We start from the raw sequence: 19,870 nt of genomic DNA, 5'->3' as shown, positions 1-19,870 counted from the left end.
CCCCCACATGTCCCTACACTTTGCTTGAAAAGCGGTAACCCGCTCCACGCACAGTTTGTACTAAGCGATCATGCCCCATCGGCGCGATAGCTTTTCGTAAACGACGAATGTGTACATCAACCGTTCTGTCTTCCACATACACATTCGTACCCCAAACATGATCCAGCAATTGCTCTCTGCTGTAAACCCTCTCTGGGTGAGTCATGAAAAAATGTAATAATTTGAATTCAGTAGGGCCCATATCGAGCTCACTACCTTGAGATGTTACGCGGTGAGAAACAGGATCGAGCCGCAAACCATGCACTTCAATTGCTTCTTCTAGGGATGTCGGTGACACTCTGCGGATCACGGCTTTCATACGCGCCATCAATTCTTTGGGTGAGAACGGTTTAGTGACATAGTCATCAGCCCCCACTTCTAAACCGCGCACTTTGTCTTCTTCTTCGCCGCGGGCCGTGAGCATGATGATCGGAATATTGCGTGTGTGATCGTTTTGCTTGAATTGCTTGGCTATTTGAATACCGCTGCCACCTGGAAGCATCCAGTCCAATAACACCATATCTGGGTATGGCTCAACCATAGCAGCAAGCGCTGAGTCATAATCCTGTGCTTCTATTGCCTGATACCCATTTTGCTCGAGGACGAACACCAGCATTTCGCGAATAGGTGCTTCATCATCAACAACAAGAACTTTACGTGACATTCCATTTATCTCTTATTGGTCTTAATGAACGCATGCCATTATTAGTACTTTTTGTGACATTTTTATGAAAGCCTATACCTTATAACTCAAACTGGCAAAAATAGCAGACCGATCCGCGGATCGCTATCTTACTAAGCACACATGTTTAGATCACTTTTATACTAGGGAGTGCCCTGATTCCCTCCTTGGCGGGATCAGTATTTTACTAATCGATCTGCATTGGGATCACTCTTATACCAAGTGACGCGTATTACTAATAACTAACCCCCTGATTTTTGTTTACTAAATAATCAGAATGTCACTGGTGGACAACACAGTTAGTACGACAGTGATCCCAAATCCCCTAAGTTGATAAAACTCTGATCCCAACCGATCAGTGCATCACTTTTTTGATAAAGTATAATTTATCATGCAGTTACAAAAATTACTGGTGGCACGTTGATGATCTGAGCGTTGCTTGAATCCCCATACTCCAATACTGAATAGGTAAAATCTTGATCTAAAAAAGCCCCGCATAATGCGAGGCTTTCTATTGTACTAACTATCTAAAATTACTTAATTTTAGGTGCTAGCTCACCACTTAGATAACGCATGTGCATGTCATCTAAAGAAATTGGCTTGATCTTATCCGCCTGACCCGCAGTACCAAACGCTTCATAACGCGCAACACAAATGTCAGTCATTGCTTTTGTTGCTTCTGCAAGGAACTTACGAGGATCGAAGTTCGCAGGGTTGTGCGCTAGGTGGCGACGAATCGCACCCGTTGAGGCTAAACGCAAATCAGTGTCGATGTTTACTTTGCGCACGCCGTGCTTAATCCCTTCAACGATCTGCTCTACTGGCACACCGTAAGTTTCAGGGATCTCACCACCATACTCGTTGATCACCGCTAGCCACTCTTGTGGTACAGATGAAGAGCCATGCATTACAAGGTGCGTATCAGGAATACGGCTGTGGATTTCTTTGATGCGGTTAATTGCAAGAATGTCACCTGTTGGTGGACGCGTGAACTTGTATGCACCGTGTGATGTACCGCAAGCAATAGCAAGTGCATCAACACCTGTTTTAGCAACGAAATCAGCCGCTTCTTCAGGATCGGTAAGCAATTGATCGTGAGACAATTTGCCCACTGCACCAATGCCATCTTCTTCACCAGCTTCACCAGTTTCTAATGAACCAAGTACACCTAGCTCACCCTCAACAGAGACACCACATGCGTGCGCCATCTCAACGGTGCGACGTGTTACGTCAACATTGTACTCGTAAGATGAAGGAGTTTTACCATCGTCAAGCAATGAGCCATCCATCATTACTGATGAAAAGCCTAGTTGAATTGAGCGCTGACATACTGCCGGAGACGTACCATGGTCTTGGTGCATTACTACAGGGATGTGAGGCCACTCTTCAATGGCAGCCAAAATCATATGGCGAATAAAAGGGGCGCCTGCGTATGCACGGGCACCAGCTGAGCCTTGCACAATAACCGGGCTGTTCGTTTTGTCGGCCGCTTCCATGATGGCACGCATTTGCTCTTGGTTATTTACATTGAAGGCAGGTACGCCGTAACCAAATTCCGCCGCATGGTCGAGAAGTTGACGCATACTGATCAAAGCCATTTCGCTTATCTCCAATTTTTGATAGCACCAGACTATCGGGTTTTTGAACGGGATGTTTGTGTTTGGATTAATCCAAACATGAGCCTTTGGCTCGTAACACAAGGCCGGCAAAGTGAGAGGCCGGCCTTGAAGTTAATTCGTTATTTTGCTCGCTCTTCTAGCATAGCAACCGCTGGTAGTTTTTTCCCTTCGAGGAATTCCAAGAAGGCACCACCACCAGTAGAAATGTACGAGATCTTATCAGCCACATTATATTTATCAATGGCTGCAAGAGTATCGCCGCCGCCAGCGATAGAGAAGGCATCAGACTGTGCAATCGCTTTGGCGATACTTTGTGTACCATTACCAAATTGGTCAAACTCGAATACACCTACAGGGCCATTCCAAACAATGGTTCCGGCTTGAGCAATAATATCGCCCAATTGCTTGGCTGTATTTGGACCAATATCAAAGATCATGTCTTCGTCTGTCACATCTTGCACGTCTTTTAATTGCGCCACTGCTGACTCAGAAAACTCATTACCTACAACCACATCTACTGGCACTGGAATATCGCCACCATTAGCGCGCGCCGTATCTGTTAGTTTTTGCGCTTCAGCAATTAGGTCTTGCTCGTACAGAGACTTACCTACTGGATGACCTGCCGCTGCAATGAACGTATTAGCAATACCACCGCCGGTGACAAGCTGATCAACAACGTTTGAAAGTGAATCAAGAACGGTCAGCTTAGTTGATACTTTTGATCCGCCAACAATAGCAACAAGTGGACGCTTTGGATTATCCAAGGCTTTACCAAGTGCATCTAATTCTGCAGCGAGTAATGGTCCTGCACACGCAACAGGTGCGTGCATACCAACACCATGGGTTGACGCTTGAGCGCGGTGAGCGGTACCAAATGCGTCCATAACATACACGTCACACAATGCGGCTAATTGCTTAGCAAGCGCTTCATCATTCGCTTTTTCGCCTTTGTTAAAACGCACATTTTCAAATACAACCACTTCGTTATCTGCAACGTCAACACCATTGAGGTAGTCTTTAGCCAAACGTACATCTTGCGATAACTTGTCATTAAGGTATTCAACCACAGGAGCAAGTGAGAATGCTTCATCGTACTGACCTTCAGTAGGACGACCTAAGTGAGACATAATCATCACTTTAGCACCTTTATCCAACGCGAGTTGAATAGTAGGCAGTGCTGCACGTAAACGTGCATCTGAGCTCACCTTGCCATCTTTAACAGGAACGTTAAGATCTTCACGGATCAATACGCGCTTACCTGCTAAATCCAAATCTGCCATCTTGATGACTGACATTCTCTATCTCCTTAGTTATACGTTTTATCAATGCTTTGATGCGGCTTGTCGCATCCACGCTGCAGAGGTATCGAGCATACGATGCGCGAACCCCCACTCGTTGTCACACCATACTAATAGTTTTATCAGGCGTTTATGACTGACTCGTGTCTGTGTACCATCAATGATGCAAGAATGTGCATCGTGATTGAAATCAACCGAGACCAGTGGTTCTTCTGTGTAATCAAGTATTCCCGCTAAACGTCCATGCACAGCATTAGCTATTGCTTGGTTTACATCATCTAGCGAGACATCAGTATTTACCGTCACGCTCAAGTCCATTGCCGTAACGTTTATGGTTGGTACGCGCACAGCTATCGCTTCGAAGCGGCTATGAAACTTAGGTAAAATACGCTCTATTCCACGCGCTAGCTTGGTATCAACTGGGATAATCGACTGACTTGCTGCGCGAGTACGGCGCAAGTCGTCATGGTATGCATCGATCACCTGCTGATCATGCATAGATGCATGAATCGTGGTGATAGCACCTGATTCAATGCCAAAGGCATCATCAAGCACTTGAATAACCGGAACAATACAATTAGTCGTACATGAGCCATTCGACACAATGGTGTGCTCAGCATTGAGCTCATGATCATTGATACCATACACAATAGTCGCGTCTACGTCGGCATCCGCCGGTTGTGAAAACAGGACTTTTCTAGCACCCGCATCAAGGTGCAATTGTGCATGTTCACGAGAGTGGTAAACACCTGTGCATTCGAGCACAACATCCACATTGTGCTGTTGCCATGGTAAGGCACTGGCATCTTGCTCACAGTACAGCGCTATTTCATCGCCATCGACGATTAAAGCATTGTCAGACAATGAGACATCAAAGGCAAAGCGGCCATGAGCCGTATCATATTTGAGAAGATGAGCAATGCCTTCTGGCTTTGCTAATTCATTGATAGCAACAATTTCAAACTCACCGCGGCGATCGCTCTCGTACAGAGCACGTAAGATATTGCGCCCAATGCGCCCAAAGCCATTTATCGCGAGCTTAATTGCCATATGTAGAGACTACCGCCATAAAGTAAGTGAACAGACGCAGGTCTAAGAATGATGGGCGCTATTGTAATCGACTCGCGCCGCGAGTGTAAGGGGCAAGTACAAATAAAAACCGTCTATGGCAAGATTGTGCCATGAAAGAAACAATAAAGAGGATGCGTCATTGGTCAATATCAGGGGCATAATGCCCCTTAACTATTCCCTAGGAAAGTCCGCCAAACAGCGTCAAGATTGCGATAAGTGCTAGGAAAAACATAACATTACGTTTTACTAATCGCATCATACATTGCGCTTCGATAGTACAACCATAATGCTCAATTTCTATTTGCTCCGCCGCCAAAGCCGTTTCAGTGATCACGCTGCGATTGGATACCGAAAAGTCGAGCACATGCTTGACCCAAGTCTGTGTCCCCTTCGAGAAGTTACCGATAACCAAATAGCCAAAACTCGCAACACGTGCCGCTGGCCACTCTAACCAATGCACCATTTGCATCAAACTGTGATGCCAATGTGCTAGTTCATGCTCGGCGTCTTTGCTCACATCTAAGTATGTGCGTGCCAGTGCATAAAACACCGCGCCTGGTGCCCCAAGCAACACAAACCAAAAAATCACTGCACAGTAAAAGCGAAAGTTTATCCACGCCAAGGTTTGCGCAAACGTTTCGCCTTGTTCTTCTTGCTCAGTACGCACTTGGCCCATTTGCATAGCGTACAAAGTGGCCGCCTCTTGGTCATCACGCGACAACGCATTAAGGTACCCTTTGTAATGAGCACGCATGGTTGCACAGCCAAAGCAAACGAGAACAATGACCGTGTTCACCAACAATTGCCACAGAATAAAGTCACTGGCATTGGCAATAACAAAAACTATGAGCGTTGGGATCAGCAACCACATGAGCAACCCTGCTTGGTGCGACAACCCATGTAAACGGCGCAACAGATTTAAGCTGTGTCGTTGATACCACGTGGCGTAGGTGGTGATTTGCCAAGGTGTAGAGCGTGCACCAAGGCGCTCAGCAATAAGTGCAAAAATGATGGAAATCAGAGTCATAGTAATACAAATGAATGCTTAAACTTCTTTTAGTCTATCGCAATTGTCTTTAAATGTAAGGTGAAAAAATCGCCGCCAATCAAAGCCTTCCCCGGGGTCAGTCTTGCGCCCCGGAGCAATATCACTGTGACCAACAATGGTATTTTGAGTAATTTTTGGATAAGCAATCATCAACGCTTGTGTCAACTGTGCAAGGCTTTGGTACTGAGCATCTGTGTATTGCCCTTTATCTGTGCCTTCCAATTCGATGCCAATACTAAAGTCATTACAACGCGCTTTGCCCGCAAATGATGACACGCCAGCATGCCAAGCACGCTTGCTAAAAGGCACATATTGACGCACTGCGCCAGCTCTATCTATCAAGCAGTGCGCAGAAACGCGTACCCCCTCTAATGATGCGAAGCTCTCATGGGCATTGCAGTCTAGCTGACCGCAGAAAAGATCGTCGATATACGGGGTGCCAAATTGCCCTTGCGGTAAAGAAATACAGTGAATAACAAGCAAAGAAATGTCGTTTTCAGGACGTTCATCATAATGCGTGCTGTGCAACTGCTTTGCGTTTTCATACAGCCCTGAAGAGGTAATGGTCATATCGTGGTTAACTGTGGCTCGTTTTGGCCATGGTAATCACCTAGGGATCGCTGCGCAAGGGGATATCGGGTGCAAAGTTACATTCACCAAAGTAATTAACACTCACGACTTCCGAGTCGCGACGCATGAAGGCGATGTGATTTTCACCTGAGTCAGCGCGAACAAATTCGAGTTCAAACCCCATTTTGGTGAGTGTGTATACTTTATCTATCTGCTCACCAGTAAGGTTCGCATAATGCTCGCGGAAGGTTCGCTGCCCACTGCGGCGCTCGGTATCGTCCTTTTTAGCTTGTGCCATTGTGACTGCCCTGCAAACTTAACCTATTAACTATAGTATTTACCCGCTCAAAAAAAAAGCACCACATTAAAATGTAGTGCCTTATCAATAACTTGTACCTTTTAAGGAACGCTATTCAGACTTTTGCTCTCGCCCTAATAGGGCCATTGCTGCTTGCTTAACGTCTTTGTTCTCATACAGTACTTTATATATTTGCTCAGTGATAGGCATCTCGATACCACAGCGTTGTGCAAGTAAGTACACTTCTTTGGTATTGCGATACCCTTCAACTACCTGCCCTATTTGCTGTTGTGCAGCCTCGACATCCAGGCCTTGGCCAAGCGCCAAACCGAAACGGCGGTTGCGTGATTGGTTATCAGTGCAAGTGAGGATTAAATCGCCCAAGCCAGCCATGCCCATGAAGGTTTCTGACTTTGCCCCTAAGGCACAGCCCAAGCGGCATAATTCCGCCAGGCCTCGGGTGATAAGCGCTGTACGCGCATTGGCACCAAAACCTGTACCATCTGCAATACCCGCACCAATGGCAATAACGTTTTTAACCGCACCGCCAAGTTGAATGCCGATAAAGTCGTTGTTGCGATAGACTCGAAAAGAACGACCGCAATGCAGCAGACTCGACAAGCGCTCACACAACGCGTCACTGGTTGCCGACACGGAAATAGCAGTGGGTAAACCTGCCGCCATTTCTTTTGCAAAAGTTGGCCCAGATAACACAGCGAGTTCAACATCATCACCGAGTTCTTGCTTTGCAACGTCTTGCAACAGGCGCCCTGTATTGGGTTCTAACCCCTTGGTTGCCCATGCGACCTTTGCGCCATCAAGCAACATAGGACGTATGGTTTTTAGCAAGCCAGAAAATGCATGACTTGGCACAACGACCAATACGATGTCACTGCTTTTCACCGCTGTTTCTAAATCACTTTCCAGTGACAAAGAATCGGGGAATGGGATATCGCCTAGGTACTGTTCGTTTTTGCGCTCTGTGGCTAGCTTTTCAACATGAGCGGGATCGCGGCCCCACAATGTTACAGGGTGTCCATTTCGTGCAAAACAAATAGCAAGGGCGGAGCCATAAGACCCCGCCCCTAGAACAGTCACAGCTGATTGTGCTGTAGCACTCATAGCTTATGCGTCAGCTTGTTCTTGTTGCGCTTGAGCAGCACGCTGTTGCATGTACTGTGCAAATAACGCGTCAAAGTTTACAGGCGCAAGGTTAAGTTGTGGGAAAGTACCACGGTTAACCAGGTTAGATACTGCTTCACGAGCGTATGGGAAAAGTACGTTCGGGCAGAAAGCACCTAGCATGTGCGCTGTTTGCAACTCTTCTAGTTCACCGATAGCGAAAATACCTGCTTGTTGAATTTCGCAAAGGAACGCAGTTTCTTCGCCAATAGTTGCAGTCACAGTAAGCGCTAGCACTACTTCGTAGATACCATTTTCTAGCTTGTTTGAACGCGTATCGATATCTAGCTTAACTTCTGGCTTCCACTCTTTTTGGAAAATAGCCGGTGAGTTTGGCGTTTCGAAAGATACGTCTTTTGTGTAAATACGTTGAATTGAAAACTGCGCTTGTTGTTCTTGTGCTGCGCCTTGGTTTTGCTCTTCCATCATAAATCCTAATACTTTATCTGTAATCGCAGAGCCGATAACGGCTGTGCTAAAAAATTGTTATGCGCTCAATAGCGCGTTGAGTTCGCCTTTAGCTTCTAGTGCCATCATATCGTCACATCCACCAACATGAATATCGCCGATAAAAATTTGTGGCACTGTGTATCCGCCATTAGCGCGCGAGATCATCTCGTCGCGTAGTTCTGGCTGTAAGCCAATGTCATGCTCGGTATAAGTCACACCTTTTTTGTCTAATAACGCTTTTGCGCGCTGACAAAATGGGCAATAAGCTTTGGTATATAACACTACATCAGTCATAACTTTCTCTCAATGAAGGTTACTTGCCAGATACCTGAGGTAAACCAGCGTTTTGCCATGATTGCATGCCACCAGAGAGGATATAAACACTTTCAAACCCTGATTTAGTAAGGTTGTTAGCGATTCCTGAAGCTGTCATACCTGTTGCACATACCAATATAATGGGATTGCTTTTGTGCTTTTCAAGCTCTGCAAAGTCACTTTGTTTCGCCTTTTCTGCACTTAGGTGCACTGAATTAGCAATACGACCATTATTAAAGTCTTTTTGCGGGCGAATATCTGCAATCACCGCATTTTCACGATTAACTAACAAAGTGAGTTGCTGCGGGTTAATCTGCTTGATTGCAGAGAACTTGCTTTTGAACCATCCAGAAACAAGCATTACAACAATTATCAGCCAGATAATGCTTAAGATCGGATGATTGCCGATAAATTCAATATATTGTTCCATACGCTTTACTATGTTGTTCAAACCTTGAGGGCGGCACAAGTATACACACTTGCCTTTAAGTTACCAATTGATGAAATATTTTCTACTGCGATATTGATTAAAAAACGGTAGGATAGACACCTAAACCACTTGAAGATACATGTTTCAGCGTTATCACAGGAGAGACAATGACTCAGCCTAAAAAGCCCCTCGTATTAATGATTTTAGATGGATGGGGTTACCGTGAAGAAAGTGAGAGTAATGCTATTTTAGCGGCCAACACTCCGGTTTTAGACAAACTATGGCAGCATAGCCCACACACTTTAATCTCTGGTTCTGGCATGGATGTTGGTCTTCCTGATGGACAAATGGGTAACTCAGAAGTAGGTCACGTAAACCTCGGCGCTGGTCGTGTTGTGTATCAAGATTTCACGCGTATCACAAAAGCAATCAGCGATGGCACCTTTGGCGAAAATGCAGCCCTAGTTAATGCTGTCGATAAAGCTGTTAAAGCTGACAAAGCGGTTCACCTGATGGGGCTTATGAGCCCAGGCGGTGTTCACAGTCATGAAGACCACATTGTTGCGGCTATTGAGCTTGCAGCCGAGCGCGGCGCAAAAGAAATTTACGTGCACGCCTTTTTAGATGGTCGCGATACCCCACCTCGCAGCGCCCAAGCGTCACTAGAGAAAATTGACGCCGCGTTTGCACGCGTTGGCCGTGGTCGCATCGCCAGCCTAGTAGGTCGCTACTATGCAATGGACCGCGACAACCGCTGGGATCGTGTTGAAAGTGCATACAATCTGATGGTATTGGGCGAAGCGCAATACACGGCGACCAATGCTGTTGCAGGTCTACAAGCGGCCTATGAACGCGACGAGAATGATGAATTTGTCAAAGCAACCATTATTGGCGAACAGCCAGCCACTATCAATGATGGTGATACCGTGTTGTTTATGAACTTTAGAGCTGACCGCGCTCGCCAAATGACGCGCACCTTTGTTGACGCTGATTTCAACGGCTTCGAGAAAAAGAAAGTCCCTGCCTTATCAGATTTTGTGATGCTTACTGAATACGCCGCTGACATCAAGGCTCCTGTGGCGTTCCCACCTGAACCTTTGAACAATGTGCTGGGCGAGTGGCTTGCCAAGCATAACAAAACGCAGTTACGTATTTCGGAAACAGAAAAATACGCACACGTTACCTTCTTCTTCAGTGGTGGTCGTGAGCAAGAGTTTGAAGGGGAGCGTCGTGAGCTTATTCCTTCACCAGATGTTGCCACATATGACCTACAACCGGAAATGAACTCTGCACTGCTGACAGATAAGCTTGTAGAAGCTATTCACAGCGGTGAATATGACGTGATCATCTGTAACTACCCTAACGGCGACATGGTTGGTCACTCAGGTGTATTTGCAGCTGCAGTTAAAGCATGTGAAGCGGTCGATGCGTGTATTGGACGTGTACTTGAAGCGCTTGAACAAGTAGATGGTGAAGCCTTAATCACTGCGGATCATGGTAACGCTGAGCAAATGCAAGACCCTAAGTCTGGCCAAGCACATACCGCACACACCAGTGAGCCTGTGCCATTTATTTACGTCGGCCGTGAGGCCCAAGCTGTAGAGGGTAAAACCTTGAGTGACGTGGCCCCGACGATGTTACACCTTATGGGTATGGAGCAACCTGCAGAAATGACAGGTTCGCCGATTATGCGTTTGAAATAACGGATAACGTGACATTATGTTTAGGTTTATACACCTATGCACAACAGCAAGTGCGTCGCTTTTATGCGCGGCGCTCTTGCTTGTTACGCATTCATCAACAGCCAATGAAGATCGCACAAAACAAGACCTCACTGAAGTCCAAAAAGAATTAAAAAAGAATCAACAAAATCTAAAAAACCAACAACACTCTCTGGGTGAATTACAACAACAACTCAAACGCTCTGAGCGCGCCATCGCCAACAATGCCAAAGAATTACGTAGCCTTGATAGCAAAATCACAGAGAATAATAAACAGCATCAAGCACTCGAGCGCGAAGCCAAAGAATTACAAGCAACACGCAAAGTCTTAGATAAGGCACTGGGCGCACAATTAAAAAGCGCTTACATGGTCGGTGGCCATGACTACTCTAAATTACTCTTAAACCAGCAAAATACCGCCAAGGTTGAGCGTACCATCAGTTACTACGACTATCTCAACAAAGCGCGCCTGTCTCAGCTCGATGCGCTTCGTGAACTATTGGCTGAGATCGAGCAAAACCAGCTTGCCCTCGCCCAAAACCGCAAACAGTTAGAGCAACTGCGCGCCCAAGAGCAAGAGCAGCAAGAACAACTCATCGCTGCCAAACAGCAGCGCCAATCACAAGTCGCTGCCTTGCAGCAAAAATTAAACCAAATTCAAGACTCGATTACCTACTTAAAAGACAATGAGCAAACGCTTATCTCGACCCTTGCAGATCTAGAACAAAGTAAGGGCCGTAAAATAGCTATGCTTGGTTTGGGCAGCAGTAAAGGCAAATTATCGTGGCCAACGCGCGGTCCGTTCAAGCATCGTTTTGGAACTAAAAAACGTCCCGGATTTAACTGGAAAGGCGTGGTTATCGGCGCCAAAGAAGGGAGCAATATTAACAGTATCCAAGATGGACAAGTGGTATACGCCGACTGGCTCAAAGGGTTTGGTTGGGTCATGGTTGTTGACCATGGCGAGGGCTATATGAGCCTATACGGCCATGCTCAAGCATTGCTAAAAGATGTTGGCGATCAAGTCTATCAAGGTGAAACCATCGCCCTCGTTGGTCAGAGCGGCGGGCAAACAGATCCTGGACTATACTTCGAAATACGTCACAAGGGACGTGCCGTTAACCCAACTACATGGTGCACGTCTTCCTAAGTGAATAGCGGCTGCGCCTAAGGGGCAGCCAATGTTCTCATCTTCGGCTTTACGTATTACCACGCATTTACCACAGCTCGCAGCAGTGTTTTTCAGTGCGCTGCTGTGCCTGTCATCGCATGTTGTTTCGGCCAAGGACAGCCAACTAGAAGAGGTACTCTTTCACATCAATCATTTTTATGTGGAAGAAGTCGACCGCAATAAACTGAATCATCGCCTACTTACCAACTTACTCAAAGAGCTGGACCCTTACAGTGAGTTTCTTGATGAGCAAGAACTCAAACGTTTGTTCGATGTCACCAACGGTGAATATCGGGGATTGGGTATTGAAGTAGAGAAGCGTCAAGAACATATCGTTATAGTTTCAGCGCTCCCTAACTCTCCCGCCTATGCCGCAGGCCTGCAAAGTGGCGATATTGTTGTTTCAATTAATAACGTGCCGACTATCAATAAATCACTGGAAGATGTCTCGACCTTGATTGATAGCAATGAAAACGGTGAAGTCACCCTTGCCATTGCCCGTGCCGGGCACTCGCAACGCTTGCAATATCATCTGACCCGTCAACCTATCCACATTGAAAGTGTTGCCAGCGAGTTGCAAGGTAAGGGGATAGCCTACGTGCGCATCAATAGTTTTAATAACCACAGTTATCATGATGTTGCGCGCCATATTGCACAGTTACAACAAAAAAATGCCACTGAACTCAAAGGCCTACTACTGGATTTACGCGACAACCCAGGGGGCACATTCGACAGTGCAGTGGCCATAGCCGATTTATTCTTATCCGAAGGTACCATCGTCTCTACCCGTGGGCGCTTCATTGAGGCAAACCAGCGTTTTGATGCTCAGCCTGGAGACATCCTAGAAGGCGCGCCGATTGTTGTGCTCATCAATGAAGGCTCGGCTTCTGCTTCAGAAATTGTCGCTGGAGCACTCAAAGATAACCACCGTGCAACGGTTGTAGGCACACGTTCCTATGGTAAAGGTTCGGTGCAATCGTTGATCCCCCTTGGTGACGGCCGCAGTGCATTAAAATTAACCACCGCAAAATACTTCACACCTGCTGGTGTATCCATCGAAGGCACAGGGATTACGCCTGATGTGCCTATATTGCAACCACCTCTTTCTCAATCAAATAAAGAGGTTATAATCAATTTAGCGCAGGGCAAAAGTGCTGATAGAAATCTAACGGCCTCTGTAGACAAACAGTTGTTAAAAGCCCAGCAATTACTCGAACAATACTAATAATACAACAGTGATAGATGAATAAGACCACCGCGTTTTTATGCCTTTAGTGGTGAGTATCTATCACTGTTACATCAACAGAAGAATACACATTACTGTGCGCAAATTTAAATGGATGACCGCGCTTGTGCTCATGCTCAGCTTACCAGCACAAGCCAACCAGAAAATCGCCATCGTTATTGACGACATTGGCTATCAAAAGAAAGATATGTCCGCATTGGATATTCCCGGCGAGCTGACGTTTTCAATTCTCCCCTTTACTCCTTATGCCAAACGCTTTGCTAAACAAGCACAAGCGAAAAACAAAGAAATTATGCTTCATGCGCCGATGCAAGCGCTCGATGGCAAAACGCTTGGGCCTGGTGCTCTGACAATGGATATGCCCAAAGAGGACTTTCAGTCTATGTTGCGCACTGCCCTTGATAGCCTGCCCAACATTAAAGGCGTTAATAACCATATGGGCTCGCTGCTAACGCAACAAAATGCCCCCATGAACTGGACTATGGAAGTATTAAAAGAACATGAATTGTACTTTCTAGACAGTAAGACCACGCCTAAATCAAAGGCACAAACCGTTGCTAGCTTGCATGGCGTTGATAATATTGCTCGCCATGTATTCCTTGATAACATCACTACACAAAAGCAACTTCGCTTTCGCTTTGATCAGCTTAAACGTATTGCCAAGCGCTATGACTATGCGGTCGCTATCGCTCACCCCTACCCTGAAACATTTGAGTTTCTATCGCAGGCTCTTGAAGAACTAGAACACGAAGGAATTGAGCTTGTGCCGTTATCTGAACTCGTACAGGCTCGCTCTCTACGTCTAGCACAAGCTAAAACGACCTCGCTAAGCAGCGACTGATACCATGCTTTAGAAACAAAAAACCCGCGATATTCGCGGGTTTTTTAGTGTTGATTTATATGGGATTAAAACTGGCTATTCGCCGCCGCAACCACATTCTCAACAGTAAAGCCGAATAGCTTGAATAGTTCACCAGCTGGTGCTGATTCACCGAAGGTGTTCATACCAATTACCTTGCCGTTCAAGCCAACATACTTGTACCAGAAATCCGCAATGCCTGCTTCAACGGCAACACGACGTGTCACTGATGACGGCAGCACTGACTCTTTGTATTGTGCGTCTTGAGCATCAAATAAATCTGTTGATGGCATAGACACTACGCGTACTTTCTTGCCTTCGCTGCGCAGTTGCTCAGCAGCATCAACCGCCAGCTGCACTTCCGAACCCGTTGCAATTAAGATCACTTCAGGCGCACCATCACAGCTCAACACATAACCGCCCTTTTTCACATTGGCAAGTTGCTCTGCGGTGCGAGGCTGTTGCGCTAGACCTTGGCGAGTAAATACCAATGATGTTGGGCCATCTTTACGCTCAATTGCTTGTTGCCATGCGATAGCGGACTCAACTTGGTCACATGGACGCCAGTTCACAAGATTTGGTGTATAGCGTAGGCTCGCCATTTGCTCTACTGGCTGGTGCGTCGGACCATCTTCACCCAAACCGATTGAGTCGTGAGTGTAAACAAAGATGCTTGGCGTTTTCATTAATGCCGCCATACGCACTGCGTTACGTGCATACTCCATAAACATTAAGAATGTTGCACCGTAAGGAATGAAACCTTTGTGTAGTGCAATACCATTCATAATCGCCGACATACCGAACTCACGCACACCGTAGAATACGTAGTTACCAGATGCATCGTCTTTAGTTAATCCTTTTGAGCCACTCCATAGTGTCAGGTTAGAACCGGCAAGATCCGCAGAGCCACCCATAAACTCAGGAAGCATTGAACCAAACGCATTTAGTGCATTTTGTGATGCTTTACGCGTTGCTGGATTATCAGGATTTGCCTGTAGCTGCTCAATGTAATCTTGTGACTTCTGCGCCCAATCAGCTGGTAGCTCACCGTTTTGACGGCGCTCAAACTCAGCGGCTAGTTCTGGAAACTCTGCTTTATATGCTGCGAATTTGTCATTCCAACTTTGCTCTTGTTGTTGGCCAGCTTCTTTTGCATCCCACTCGCTGTAAACATCTTGTGGGATCACAAATGGTGCATGCTCCCACCCAAGGAATTCGCGTGCTGCTTTAATTTCATCATCACCTAGAGGAGCACCGTGACAATCGTGGCTACCTGACTTGTTTGGTGAACCATAACCAATGACTGTTTTACAACAAATAAGCGTTGGCTTGTCTGATGTTGCACGAGCTTGTTCAATCGCTGCGCGGATAGCGTCACTGTCGTGACCATCAACACCACGCACCACATGCCAGCCATATGACTCGAAGCGTGCTGGTGTATCATCGCTGAACCAGCCTTCAACTTCACCGTCGATTGAGATGCCGTTATCATCCCAAAACGCAATCAACTTACCTAAGCCAAGAGTACCTGCAAGCGAACATGCTTCGTGAGAGATACCTTCCATCAAACACCCATCACCTAAGAAGGTATAGGTGTAGTGATCAACAATATCGTGTCCAGCGCGGTTAAATTGTGCTCCAAGGGCTTTTTCAGCAATAGCCATACCTACCGCGTTAGTGATCCCCTGCCCTAGTGGGCCCGTAGTGGTTTCGACACCTGGTGCATACCCATACTCTGGGTGACCTGGTGTTTTTGAATGTAATTGACGGAAGTTTTTAATTTCTTCCATTGGTAGGTCATAGCCACTCAAATGCAACAATGAATAAATCAGCATAGAACCGTGGCCATTCGATAGGATAAATCGATCACGATCAGCCCAGTTAGGGTTTGTCGGGTTGTGTTTTAAATAGTCGCGCCACAGCACTTCTGCGATGTCAGCCATACCCATAGGGGCTCCTGGGTGACCTGATTTAGCTTGCTGCACGGCGTCCATAGACAAAACACGGATGGCGTTTGCTAGTTCTTTGCGAGATGGCATGAATTCTCCTACCTTTAAATGTATTTGCGCTGAAAGCTCCGCACTGCTCATGCTAGCAAATGTGCGAAGTATAGAATGAAGGCCCATTCTTACTTATTCATACGCCCCCTGCAAATAAAAGTTGGCGGCAACTTAGGCGACTTTAGAATTACTCATATTAAATCGCCAAATAGGAACAAATAAGTAATTTGGACGTCTAGGCGTAAAATTGCTAGGCAAGGTGCGATCATTTAGCTAGAATACGCGCCTTATTTTTATGCAGCGCTGCGCCCGGTAATGGTGACGTGTATGGGAAGCGCGAGACTTATGAGAAAAAATCTAATGGCAAAACATTTATTTACTTCTGAGTCAGTGTCTGAAGGACACCCGGATAAAATCGCTGACCAAATCTCAGATGCGGTTCTAGATGCAATCTTAGAACAAGACCCGCACGCGCGCGTTGCGTGTGAAACTTACGTTAAAACCGGCATGGTAATGGTTGGTGGTGAGATCACAACAAGCGCGTGGGTTGATATCGAAGAGCTAACACGTAAAACAGTACGTGAAATTGGCTACACACACTCAGACATGGGCTTCGATGCAGATTCATGTGCCATTTTGAACACTATTGGTAAGCAGTCTCCTGACATCAACCAAGGTGTTGACCGTGCACGTCCTGAAGATCAAGGTGCCGGTGACCAAGGCCTAATGTTTGGTTACGCATGTAACGAAACTGACGTACTAATGCCTGCTCCAATCACGTATTCACACCGCCTAGTTCAGCGCCAAGCGCAGGTTCGTAAGAGCGGCGAGTTACCGTGGCTTCGTCCAGACGCTAAGTCTCAGGTGACATTTGCATACGAAAATGGCAAAGCAGTGGGCATCGATGCAGTTGTGCTTTCAACTCAGCACTGTGACACTATTTCTCAAGATGACCTTGTAGAAGCGGTGATGGAAACAATCATCAAGCCAACGCTACCTGCTGAGCTAATCACTTCTGCGACTAAGTTCTTTATCAACCCAACTGGCCGTTTCGTTATCGGTGGCCCAATGGGTGACTGTGGTCTAACTGGCCGTAAGATCATCGTTGATACATACGGTGGTATGGCTCGTCACGGTGGTGGTGCGTTCTCTGGTAAAGATCCATCAAAAGTTGACCGTTCAGCAGCTTATGCAGCGCGTTATGTAGCGAAAAACATCGTTGCCGCTGGTCTTGCTGATCGCTGTGAAATCCAAGTTTCTTACGCTATCGGTGTTGCAGAGCCAACATCTATCAGCGTTGAAACATTCGGCACAGGCAAACTAGACGAAGCGCGCATGATTGAGCTTATTCGTAAGCACTTCGACCTACGTCCATACGGTCTAATTCAGATGCTTGACCTTGAGCGTCCAATTTACCAACCGTCTGCAGCATACGGTCACTTCGGTCGTGATGAATTCCCATGGGAAGCGACAGACAAAGCCGAAGCACTTCGTGCAGATGCTGGCCTATAATTGCCGCATTACATGAAAAAAGCGCTCACTGAGCGCTTTTTTTGTATTCGTTAATTTCGCTATCAACGAAGTCATCGCAATTTCCCGAGCGCAACGGCAAAGGCGACAAAACCTCGGTACTCGCTAATGTGCCACTCAGATTGGTCAGGGTTTTATAAACACTTTTAAGCGACACCTTATTACTTACCCATGTAGGAATTGCGCCACCAGGGTCTGCTTCTACCTGATATTCCAACGCCAACCCCTCATCTTGTTGTGCTATGTGCCAAGAAGCCTGCAATTCGACTATGCGTACCGTACCTTTTCTCTTTGGCTCAGCGGGGTTAATAGCTCTGATGGTCAACATATTCTGTGTTTCGCTCAATTGCTCGTAGCATGAATGCGTGTAAAGCTCTCTGTCAGAGACAGGCCAAGGCGAGTTTAAATGGGTGAAGACCACATTATGGTGAGGCTGTGGGCTTGTTAATAAACGCACCTGCTTAACTCCCTCCAACCAATTAGGAGCGTGTTCGGTATCATAAAGTAAACTGATGAACTGCGCTGTGCTTGCGCCTTTGACAAACACCTTCGCCTTAATATGGTAATGGCCTTGCTCAGTGTTGGAGTACTGAATATGGAGGGTGTTATTTTTCTTAAAGGTGTGCCATGTAGGCTGCGATGCAGCCATAGATGCAAAAGAAGTCAGCGCGACACTAGTCGCGCCAATAAGGTTCAGTATTGCGAGTCGCTTCACGGCTTTGTTCCATTGCACTGAGTAAATTATCCGTTTTCTGTGTCAGCCATGATTGTATTTTTGCCAACTCATCACTCTCTTTGCCTTGGCATAACTGCTCAAGATAATGCAGGGTGAACAACTCAAATGTGCCATGTACTATATCTAGCCAAGGAGCTCGAAAGTTCATACGTGCATCCTCATTAAACAAAGCTCCTAAGCAGCAACCACTGAGTAAATTACGCTCTAATCGCTGCTTCAAATCAAGGTACTCTTTTGCAGCCAAAGGCTCTTCGTTATCAACTAACGCGCGCATTTCATGCCAGTCTGACTCCAGCAAATGCGCTGCGATATCGTGAATATTACGCTCTGCTGCTTGGAATTGCGGTTGCCCCCATGACTGGCGCCAGCCTCGTTCAGTAAGCCAAATCGTCAAGTCCAATAACAGTAGGTTATAACGCTTGCTGGTGAATATTTGCTGCACGTCTTCAATACTTGGCTGCACTGATTTCAAATCATCAATCACTTGCGCGAGCTCAGGAGCAGCATTGATTTTTTTGTAATATGCATGCTTCTTGGAGGTGAAGGTTTTCAGTTGTATTGCGGTTTCAACCCAACTCAACTCATTGAGTAACCACTTCAGTTCAGTACGTAAGCGCTCTGTTGCCTGCTTTTCAACAATATCACTGAATAACCACAGGCTATGGCGAATTAAGCTCACACCGTCGGTGACGCGCTTAAGGGTTTTCAATGCAGGCTTTTGGAAGTAACACTCTTCATGTTTTTGCACGAACGTAATGCCATGGCTTAAACACTTCTCAAGCGCTCGCTCTTGAGAATCTTCGTTGGTCAATCCGACCATTTCGATGACTTTGCTTGCAGTTAATGGTTGATCATCTGCCAAGCGATATCCGCGCGCTGCTTTTGAATACAACCCCATGCGTAACGGCAGGTTCTCAATGAGTTTTTCAGCAAGCGAGAACAATTCACTGCGATCCCCTTTGATCAGCTCTATCTCAAGTTCACAAATCGGCTCGACGTGCGCATTCGCCGACACTTCTCCCTTATCAAGCACCACTTCAATGAGCGTGCCTGACTGCGTTTCCACCAGCCAAGTGCGGCGGATAAAATTAGTGCTAAATAATGGGTAAAGATTCTCAGCAATAACATCAACTTGTACGCCATGGGGCCAAATGTTGGCGTCAAAATTGGCTAACTCGGGACGATTCCCTTCAATGGGTAAATTAAATTCTGGACGCTGGTGTAGGCCACCAACATTTTCACCCGCAAGTTTGATGGTTTGCTCGCACTGCCCATCACAGCAGCGGGTACGCAAACCAATATCAAGCGCTCTTAACTCTCGGCTTGGGGTATCAAAATAGGCATTTTGCAGGTTACGCGAAGGTTTGTTGGTAACAGTGTTGGCAAACTGCGTGATTAGTGCAGGAATTGACGGAATAACCGCCTCAGAAACTAAAAATTTAAGTTCTATTTCAGTGTCCATACGCTCGAAAAGACCAATGGAATCGACAAGAAGACAACTTAACTAAAGCCGCTTTCGAATGCAAACTTTTTGCACATTCTGAACCTGTAATTAACCGTAAAGTTAAGGTGTTGGATTACAAAATCGCCCTTGCCATTCCCCCC

General features: G+C 46.4%; 19 protein-coding genes. 5 read left to right on the top strand and 14 right to left on the bottom strand.

Annotated features, from left to right (window positions below):
* Positions 1–13: 13 nt before the first annotated feature.
* The 11 genes from phoB to AAEU32_RS08125 all read right to left on the bottom strand — a co-directional run bounded on the left by phoB (position 14) and on the right by AAEU32_RS08125 (position 9,002).
* Positions 14–703 (bottom strand): phosphate regulon transcriptional regulator PhoB, encoded by a 690-nt coding sequence (gene phoB, locus AAEU32_RS08175; protein WP_421970034.1) that lies wholly within the window; start codon positions 701–703, stop codon positions 14–16.
* 551 nt (positions 704–1,254) lie between these two features.
* Complete coding sequence (fba, locus tag AAEU32_RS08170; protein WP_421970033.1) at positions 1,255–2,319, bottom strand: class II fructose-bisphosphate aldolase; 1,065 nt, start codon at positions 2,317–2,319, stop codon at positions 1,255–1,257.
* Positions 2,320–2,459: 140 nt separating this feature from the next.
* Entirely contained in the window at positions 2,460–3,635 is a 1,176-nt protein-coding gene (locus tag AAEU32_RS08165; RefSeq protein WP_421970032.1) for a phosphoglycerate kinase, read from the bottom strand.
* Between the two features lie 27 nt (positions 3,636–3,662).
* The gene (epd, locus tag AAEU32_RS08160) at positions 3,663–4,688 is read right to left on the bottom strand and encodes an erythrose-4-phosphate dehydrogenase (protein WP_421970031.1); all 1,026 of its coding nucleotides are present in this window, start codon (positions 4,686–4,688) and stop codon (positions 3,663–3,665) included.
* 199 nt (positions 4,689–4,887) lie between these two features.
* Positions 4,888–5,736 carry a beta-lactamase regulator AmpE gene (ampE, locus tag AAEU32_RS08155; protein ID WP_421970030.1) on the bottom strand — a complete coding sequence of 283 codons (849 nt, stop codon included), beginning with the start codon at positions 5,734–5,736 and terminating at the stop codon, positions 4,888–4,890.
* An 18-nt stretch (positions 5,737–5,754) separates the two neighbouring features.
* Positions 5,755–6,327: a 1,6-anhydro-N-acetylmuramyl-L-alanine amidase AmpD gene (gene ampD, locus AAEU32_RS08150; RefSeq protein ID WP_421970029.1), complete on the bottom strand. Its 573-nt coding sequence runs from the start codon at positions 6,325–6,327 to the stop codon at positions 5,755–5,757.
* A gap of 40 nt (positions 6,328–6,367) precedes the next feature.
* Positions 6,368–6,625: a hypothetical protein gene (locus AAEU32_RS08145; protein WP_421970028.1), complete on the bottom strand. Its 258-nt coding sequence runs from the start codon at positions 6,623–6,625 to the stop codon at positions 6,368–6,370.
* A gap of 111 nt (positions 6,626–6,736) precedes the next feature.
* Entirely contained in the window at positions 6,737–7,747 is a 1,011-nt protein-coding gene (gene gpsA / locus AAEU32_RS08140) for an NAD(P)H-dependent glycerol-3-phosphate dehydrogenase (RefSeq protein ID WP_421970027.1), read from the bottom strand.
* Between the two features lie 3 nt (positions 7,748–7,750).
* Complete coding sequence (secB, locus tag AAEU32_RS08135; RefSeq protein WP_421970026.1) at positions 7,751–8,233, bottom strand: protein-export chaperone SecB; 483 nt, start codon at positions 8,231–8,233, stop codon at positions 7,751–7,753.
* A 60-nt stretch (positions 8,234–8,293) separates the two neighbouring features.
* On the bottom strand, positions 8,294–8,551 hold the full coding sequence (gene grxC / locus AAEU32_RS08130) for a glutaredoxin 3 (protein WP_421970025.1): 258 nt from the start codon (positions 8,549–8,551) through the stop codon (positions 8,294–8,296).
* A 19-nt stretch (positions 8,552–8,570) separates the two neighbouring features.
* The gene (locus AAEU32_RS08125) at positions 8,571–9,002 is read right to left on the bottom strand and encodes a rhodanese-like domain-containing protein (RefSeq protein WP_421970024.1); all 432 of its coding nucleotides are present in this window, start codon (positions 9,000–9,002) and stop codon (positions 8,571–8,573) included.
* Positions 9,003–9,169: 167 nt separating this feature from the next.
* Here AAEU32_RS08125 and gpmM point away from each other — a divergent pair, with 167 nt between their 5' ends.
* The 4 genes from gpmM to AAEU32_RS08105 all read left to right on the top strand — a co-directional run bounded on the left by gpmM (position 9,170) and on the right by AAEU32_RS08105 (position 13,981).
* Positions 9,170–10,705 carry a 2,3-bisphosphoglycerate-independent phosphoglycerate mutase gene (gpmM, locus tag AAEU32_RS08120; protein ID WP_421970023.1) on the top strand — a complete coding sequence of 512 codons (1,536 nt, stop codon included), beginning with the start codon at positions 9,170–9,172 and terminating at the stop codon, positions 10,703–10,705.
* A 16-nt stretch (positions 10,706–10,721) separates the two neighbouring features.
* Positions 10,722–11,873 (top strand): murein hydrolase activator EnvC family protein, encoded by a 1,152-nt coding sequence (locus tag AAEU32_RS08115; RefSeq protein ID WP_421970022.1) that lies wholly within the window; start codon positions 10,722–10,724, stop codon positions 11,871–11,873.
* 31 nt (positions 11,874–11,904) lie between these two features.
* A complete protein-coding gene (locus AAEU32_RS08110) occupies positions 11,905–13,119 on the top strand; it encodes a S41 family peptidase (protein ID WP_421970021.1) in 1,215 nt (404 codons plus the stop codon).
* 115 nt (positions 13,120–13,234) lie between these two features.
* On the top strand, positions 13,235–13,981 hold the full coding sequence (locus AAEU32_RS08105) for a divergent polysaccharide deacetylase family protein (RefSeq protein ID WP_421970099.1): 747 nt from the start codon (positions 13,235–13,237) through the stop codon (positions 13,979–13,981).
* Between the two features lie 65 nt (positions 13,982–14,046).
* On the opposite strand, the gene tkt is transcribed toward AAEU32_RS08105, so the two are convergent.
* The gene (tkt, locus tag AAEU32_RS08100; protein ID WP_421970020.1) at positions 14,047–16,038 is read right to left on the bottom strand and encodes a transketolase; all 1,992 of its coding nucleotides are present in this window, start codon (positions 16,036–16,038) and stop codon (positions 14,047–14,049) included.
* A gap of 321 nt (positions 16,039–16,359) precedes the next feature.
* Here tkt and metK point away from each other — a divergent pair, with 321 nt between their 5' ends.
* Entirely contained in the window at positions 16,360–17,511 is a 1,152-nt protein-coding gene (gene metK, locus AAEU32_RS08095) for a methionine adenosyltransferase (protein WP_421970019.1), read from the top strand.
* A 25-nt stretch (positions 17,512–17,536) separates the two neighbouring features.
* Here the strand turns inward: metK and AAEU32_RS08090 are convergent, their stop codons facing one another.
* Entirely contained in the window at positions 17,537–18,244 is a 708-nt protein-coding gene (locus AAEU32_RS08090; RefSeq protein ID WP_421970018.1) for an START domain-containing protein, read from the bottom strand.
* Positions 18,204–19,727 carry a CYTH and CHAD domain-containing protein gene (locus tag AAEU32_RS08085; protein ID WP_421970017.1) on the bottom strand — a complete coding sequence of 508 codons (1,524 nt, stop codon included), beginning with the start codon at positions 19,725–19,727 and terminating at the stop codon, positions 18,204–18,206. Before AAEU32_RS08085 ends, AAEU32_RS08090 begins: the two co-directional genes overlap by 41 nt.
* Between the last annotated feature and the right edge of the window lie 143 nt (positions 19,728–19,870).

It is taken from the genome of Pseudoalteromonas maris, assembly GCF_049257235.1.
Classification (GTDB): Bacteria; Pseudomonadota; Gammaproteobacteria; order Enterobacterales; family Alteromonadaceae; genus Pseudoalteromonas.
This window is presented reverse-complemented; position numbering and strand designations above follow the sequence as displayed.

What these genes read in the sequence shown, in the direction of transcription:
- epd (WP_421970031.1), bottom strand. Translation starts at nt 4,688, where the DNA reads ATGGCAATTAAGCTCGCGATAAATGGCTTTGGGCGCATTGGGCGCAAT.
- AAEU32_RS08165 (WP_421970032.1), bottom strand. Translation starts at nt 3,635, where the DNA reads ATGTCAGTCATCAAGATGGCAGATTTGGATTTAGCAGGTAAGCGCGTA.
- secB (WP_421970026.1), bottom strand. Translation starts at nt 8,233, where the DNA reads ATGGAAGAGCAAAACCAAGGCGCAGCACAAGAACAACAAGCGCAGTTT.
- grxC (WP_421970025.1), bottom strand. Translation starts at nt 8,551, where the DNA reads ATGACTGATGTAGTGTTATATACCAAAGCTTATTGCCCATTTTGTCAG.
- AAEU32_RS08125 (WP_421970024.1), bottom strand. Translation starts at nt 9,002, where the DNA reads ATGGAACAATATATTGAATTTATCGGCAATCATCCGATCTTAAGCATT.
- phoB (WP_421970034.1), bottom strand. Translation starts at nt 703, where the DNA reads ATGTCACGTAAAGTTCTTGTTGTTGATGATGAAGCACCTATTCGCGAA.
- AAEU32_RS08145 (WP_421970028.1), bottom strand. Translation starts at nt 6,625, where the DNA reads ATGGCACAAGCTAAAAAGGACGATACCGAGCGCCGCAGTGGGCAGCGA.
- metK (WP_421970019.1), top strand. Translation starts at nt 16,360, where the DNA reads ATGGCAAAACATTTATTTACTTCTGAGTCAGTGTCTGAAGGACACCCG.
- AAEU32_RS08110 (WP_421970021.1), top strand. Translation starts at nt 11,905, where the DNA reads ATGTTCTCATCTTCGGCTTTACGTATTACCACGCATTTACCACAGCTC.
- AAEU32_RS08115 (WP_421970022.1), top strand. Translation starts at nt 10,722, where the DNA reads ATGTTTAGGTTTATACACCTATGCACAACAGCAAGTGCGTCGCTTTTA.
- AAEU32_RS08105 (WP_421970099.1), top strand. Translation starts at nt 13,235, where the DNA reads ATGACCGCGCTTGTGCTCATGCTCAGCTTACCAGCACAAGCCAACCAG.
- gpsA (WP_421970027.1), bottom strand. Translation starts at nt 7,747, where the DNA reads ATGAGTGCTACAGCACAATCAGCTGTGACTGTTCTAGGGGCGGGGTCT.
- ampE (WP_421970030.1), bottom strand. Translation starts at nt 5,736, where the DNA reads ATGACTCTGATTTCCATCATTTTTGCACTTATTGCTGAGCGCCTTGGT.
- fba (WP_421970033.1), bottom strand. Translation starts at nt 2,319, where the DNA reads ATGGCTTTGATCAGTATGCGTCAACTTCTCGACCATGCGGCGGAATTT.
- ampD (WP_421970029.1), bottom strand. Translation starts at nt 6,327, where the DNA reads ATGACCATTACCTCTTCAGGGCTGTATGAAAACGCAAAGCAGTTGCAC.
- gpmM (WP_421970023.1), top strand. Translation starts at nt 9,170, where the DNA reads ATGACTCAGCCTAAAAAGCCCCTCGTATTAATGATTTTAGATGGATGG.
- tkt (WP_421970020.1), bottom strand. Translation starts at nt 16,038, where the DNA reads ATGCCATCTCGCAAAGAACTAGCAAACGCCATCCGTGTTTTGTCTATG.
- AAEU32_RS08085 (WP_421970017.1), bottom strand. Translation starts at nt 19,727, where the DNA reads ATGGACACTGAAATAGAACTTAAATTTTTAGTTTCTGAGGCGGTTATT.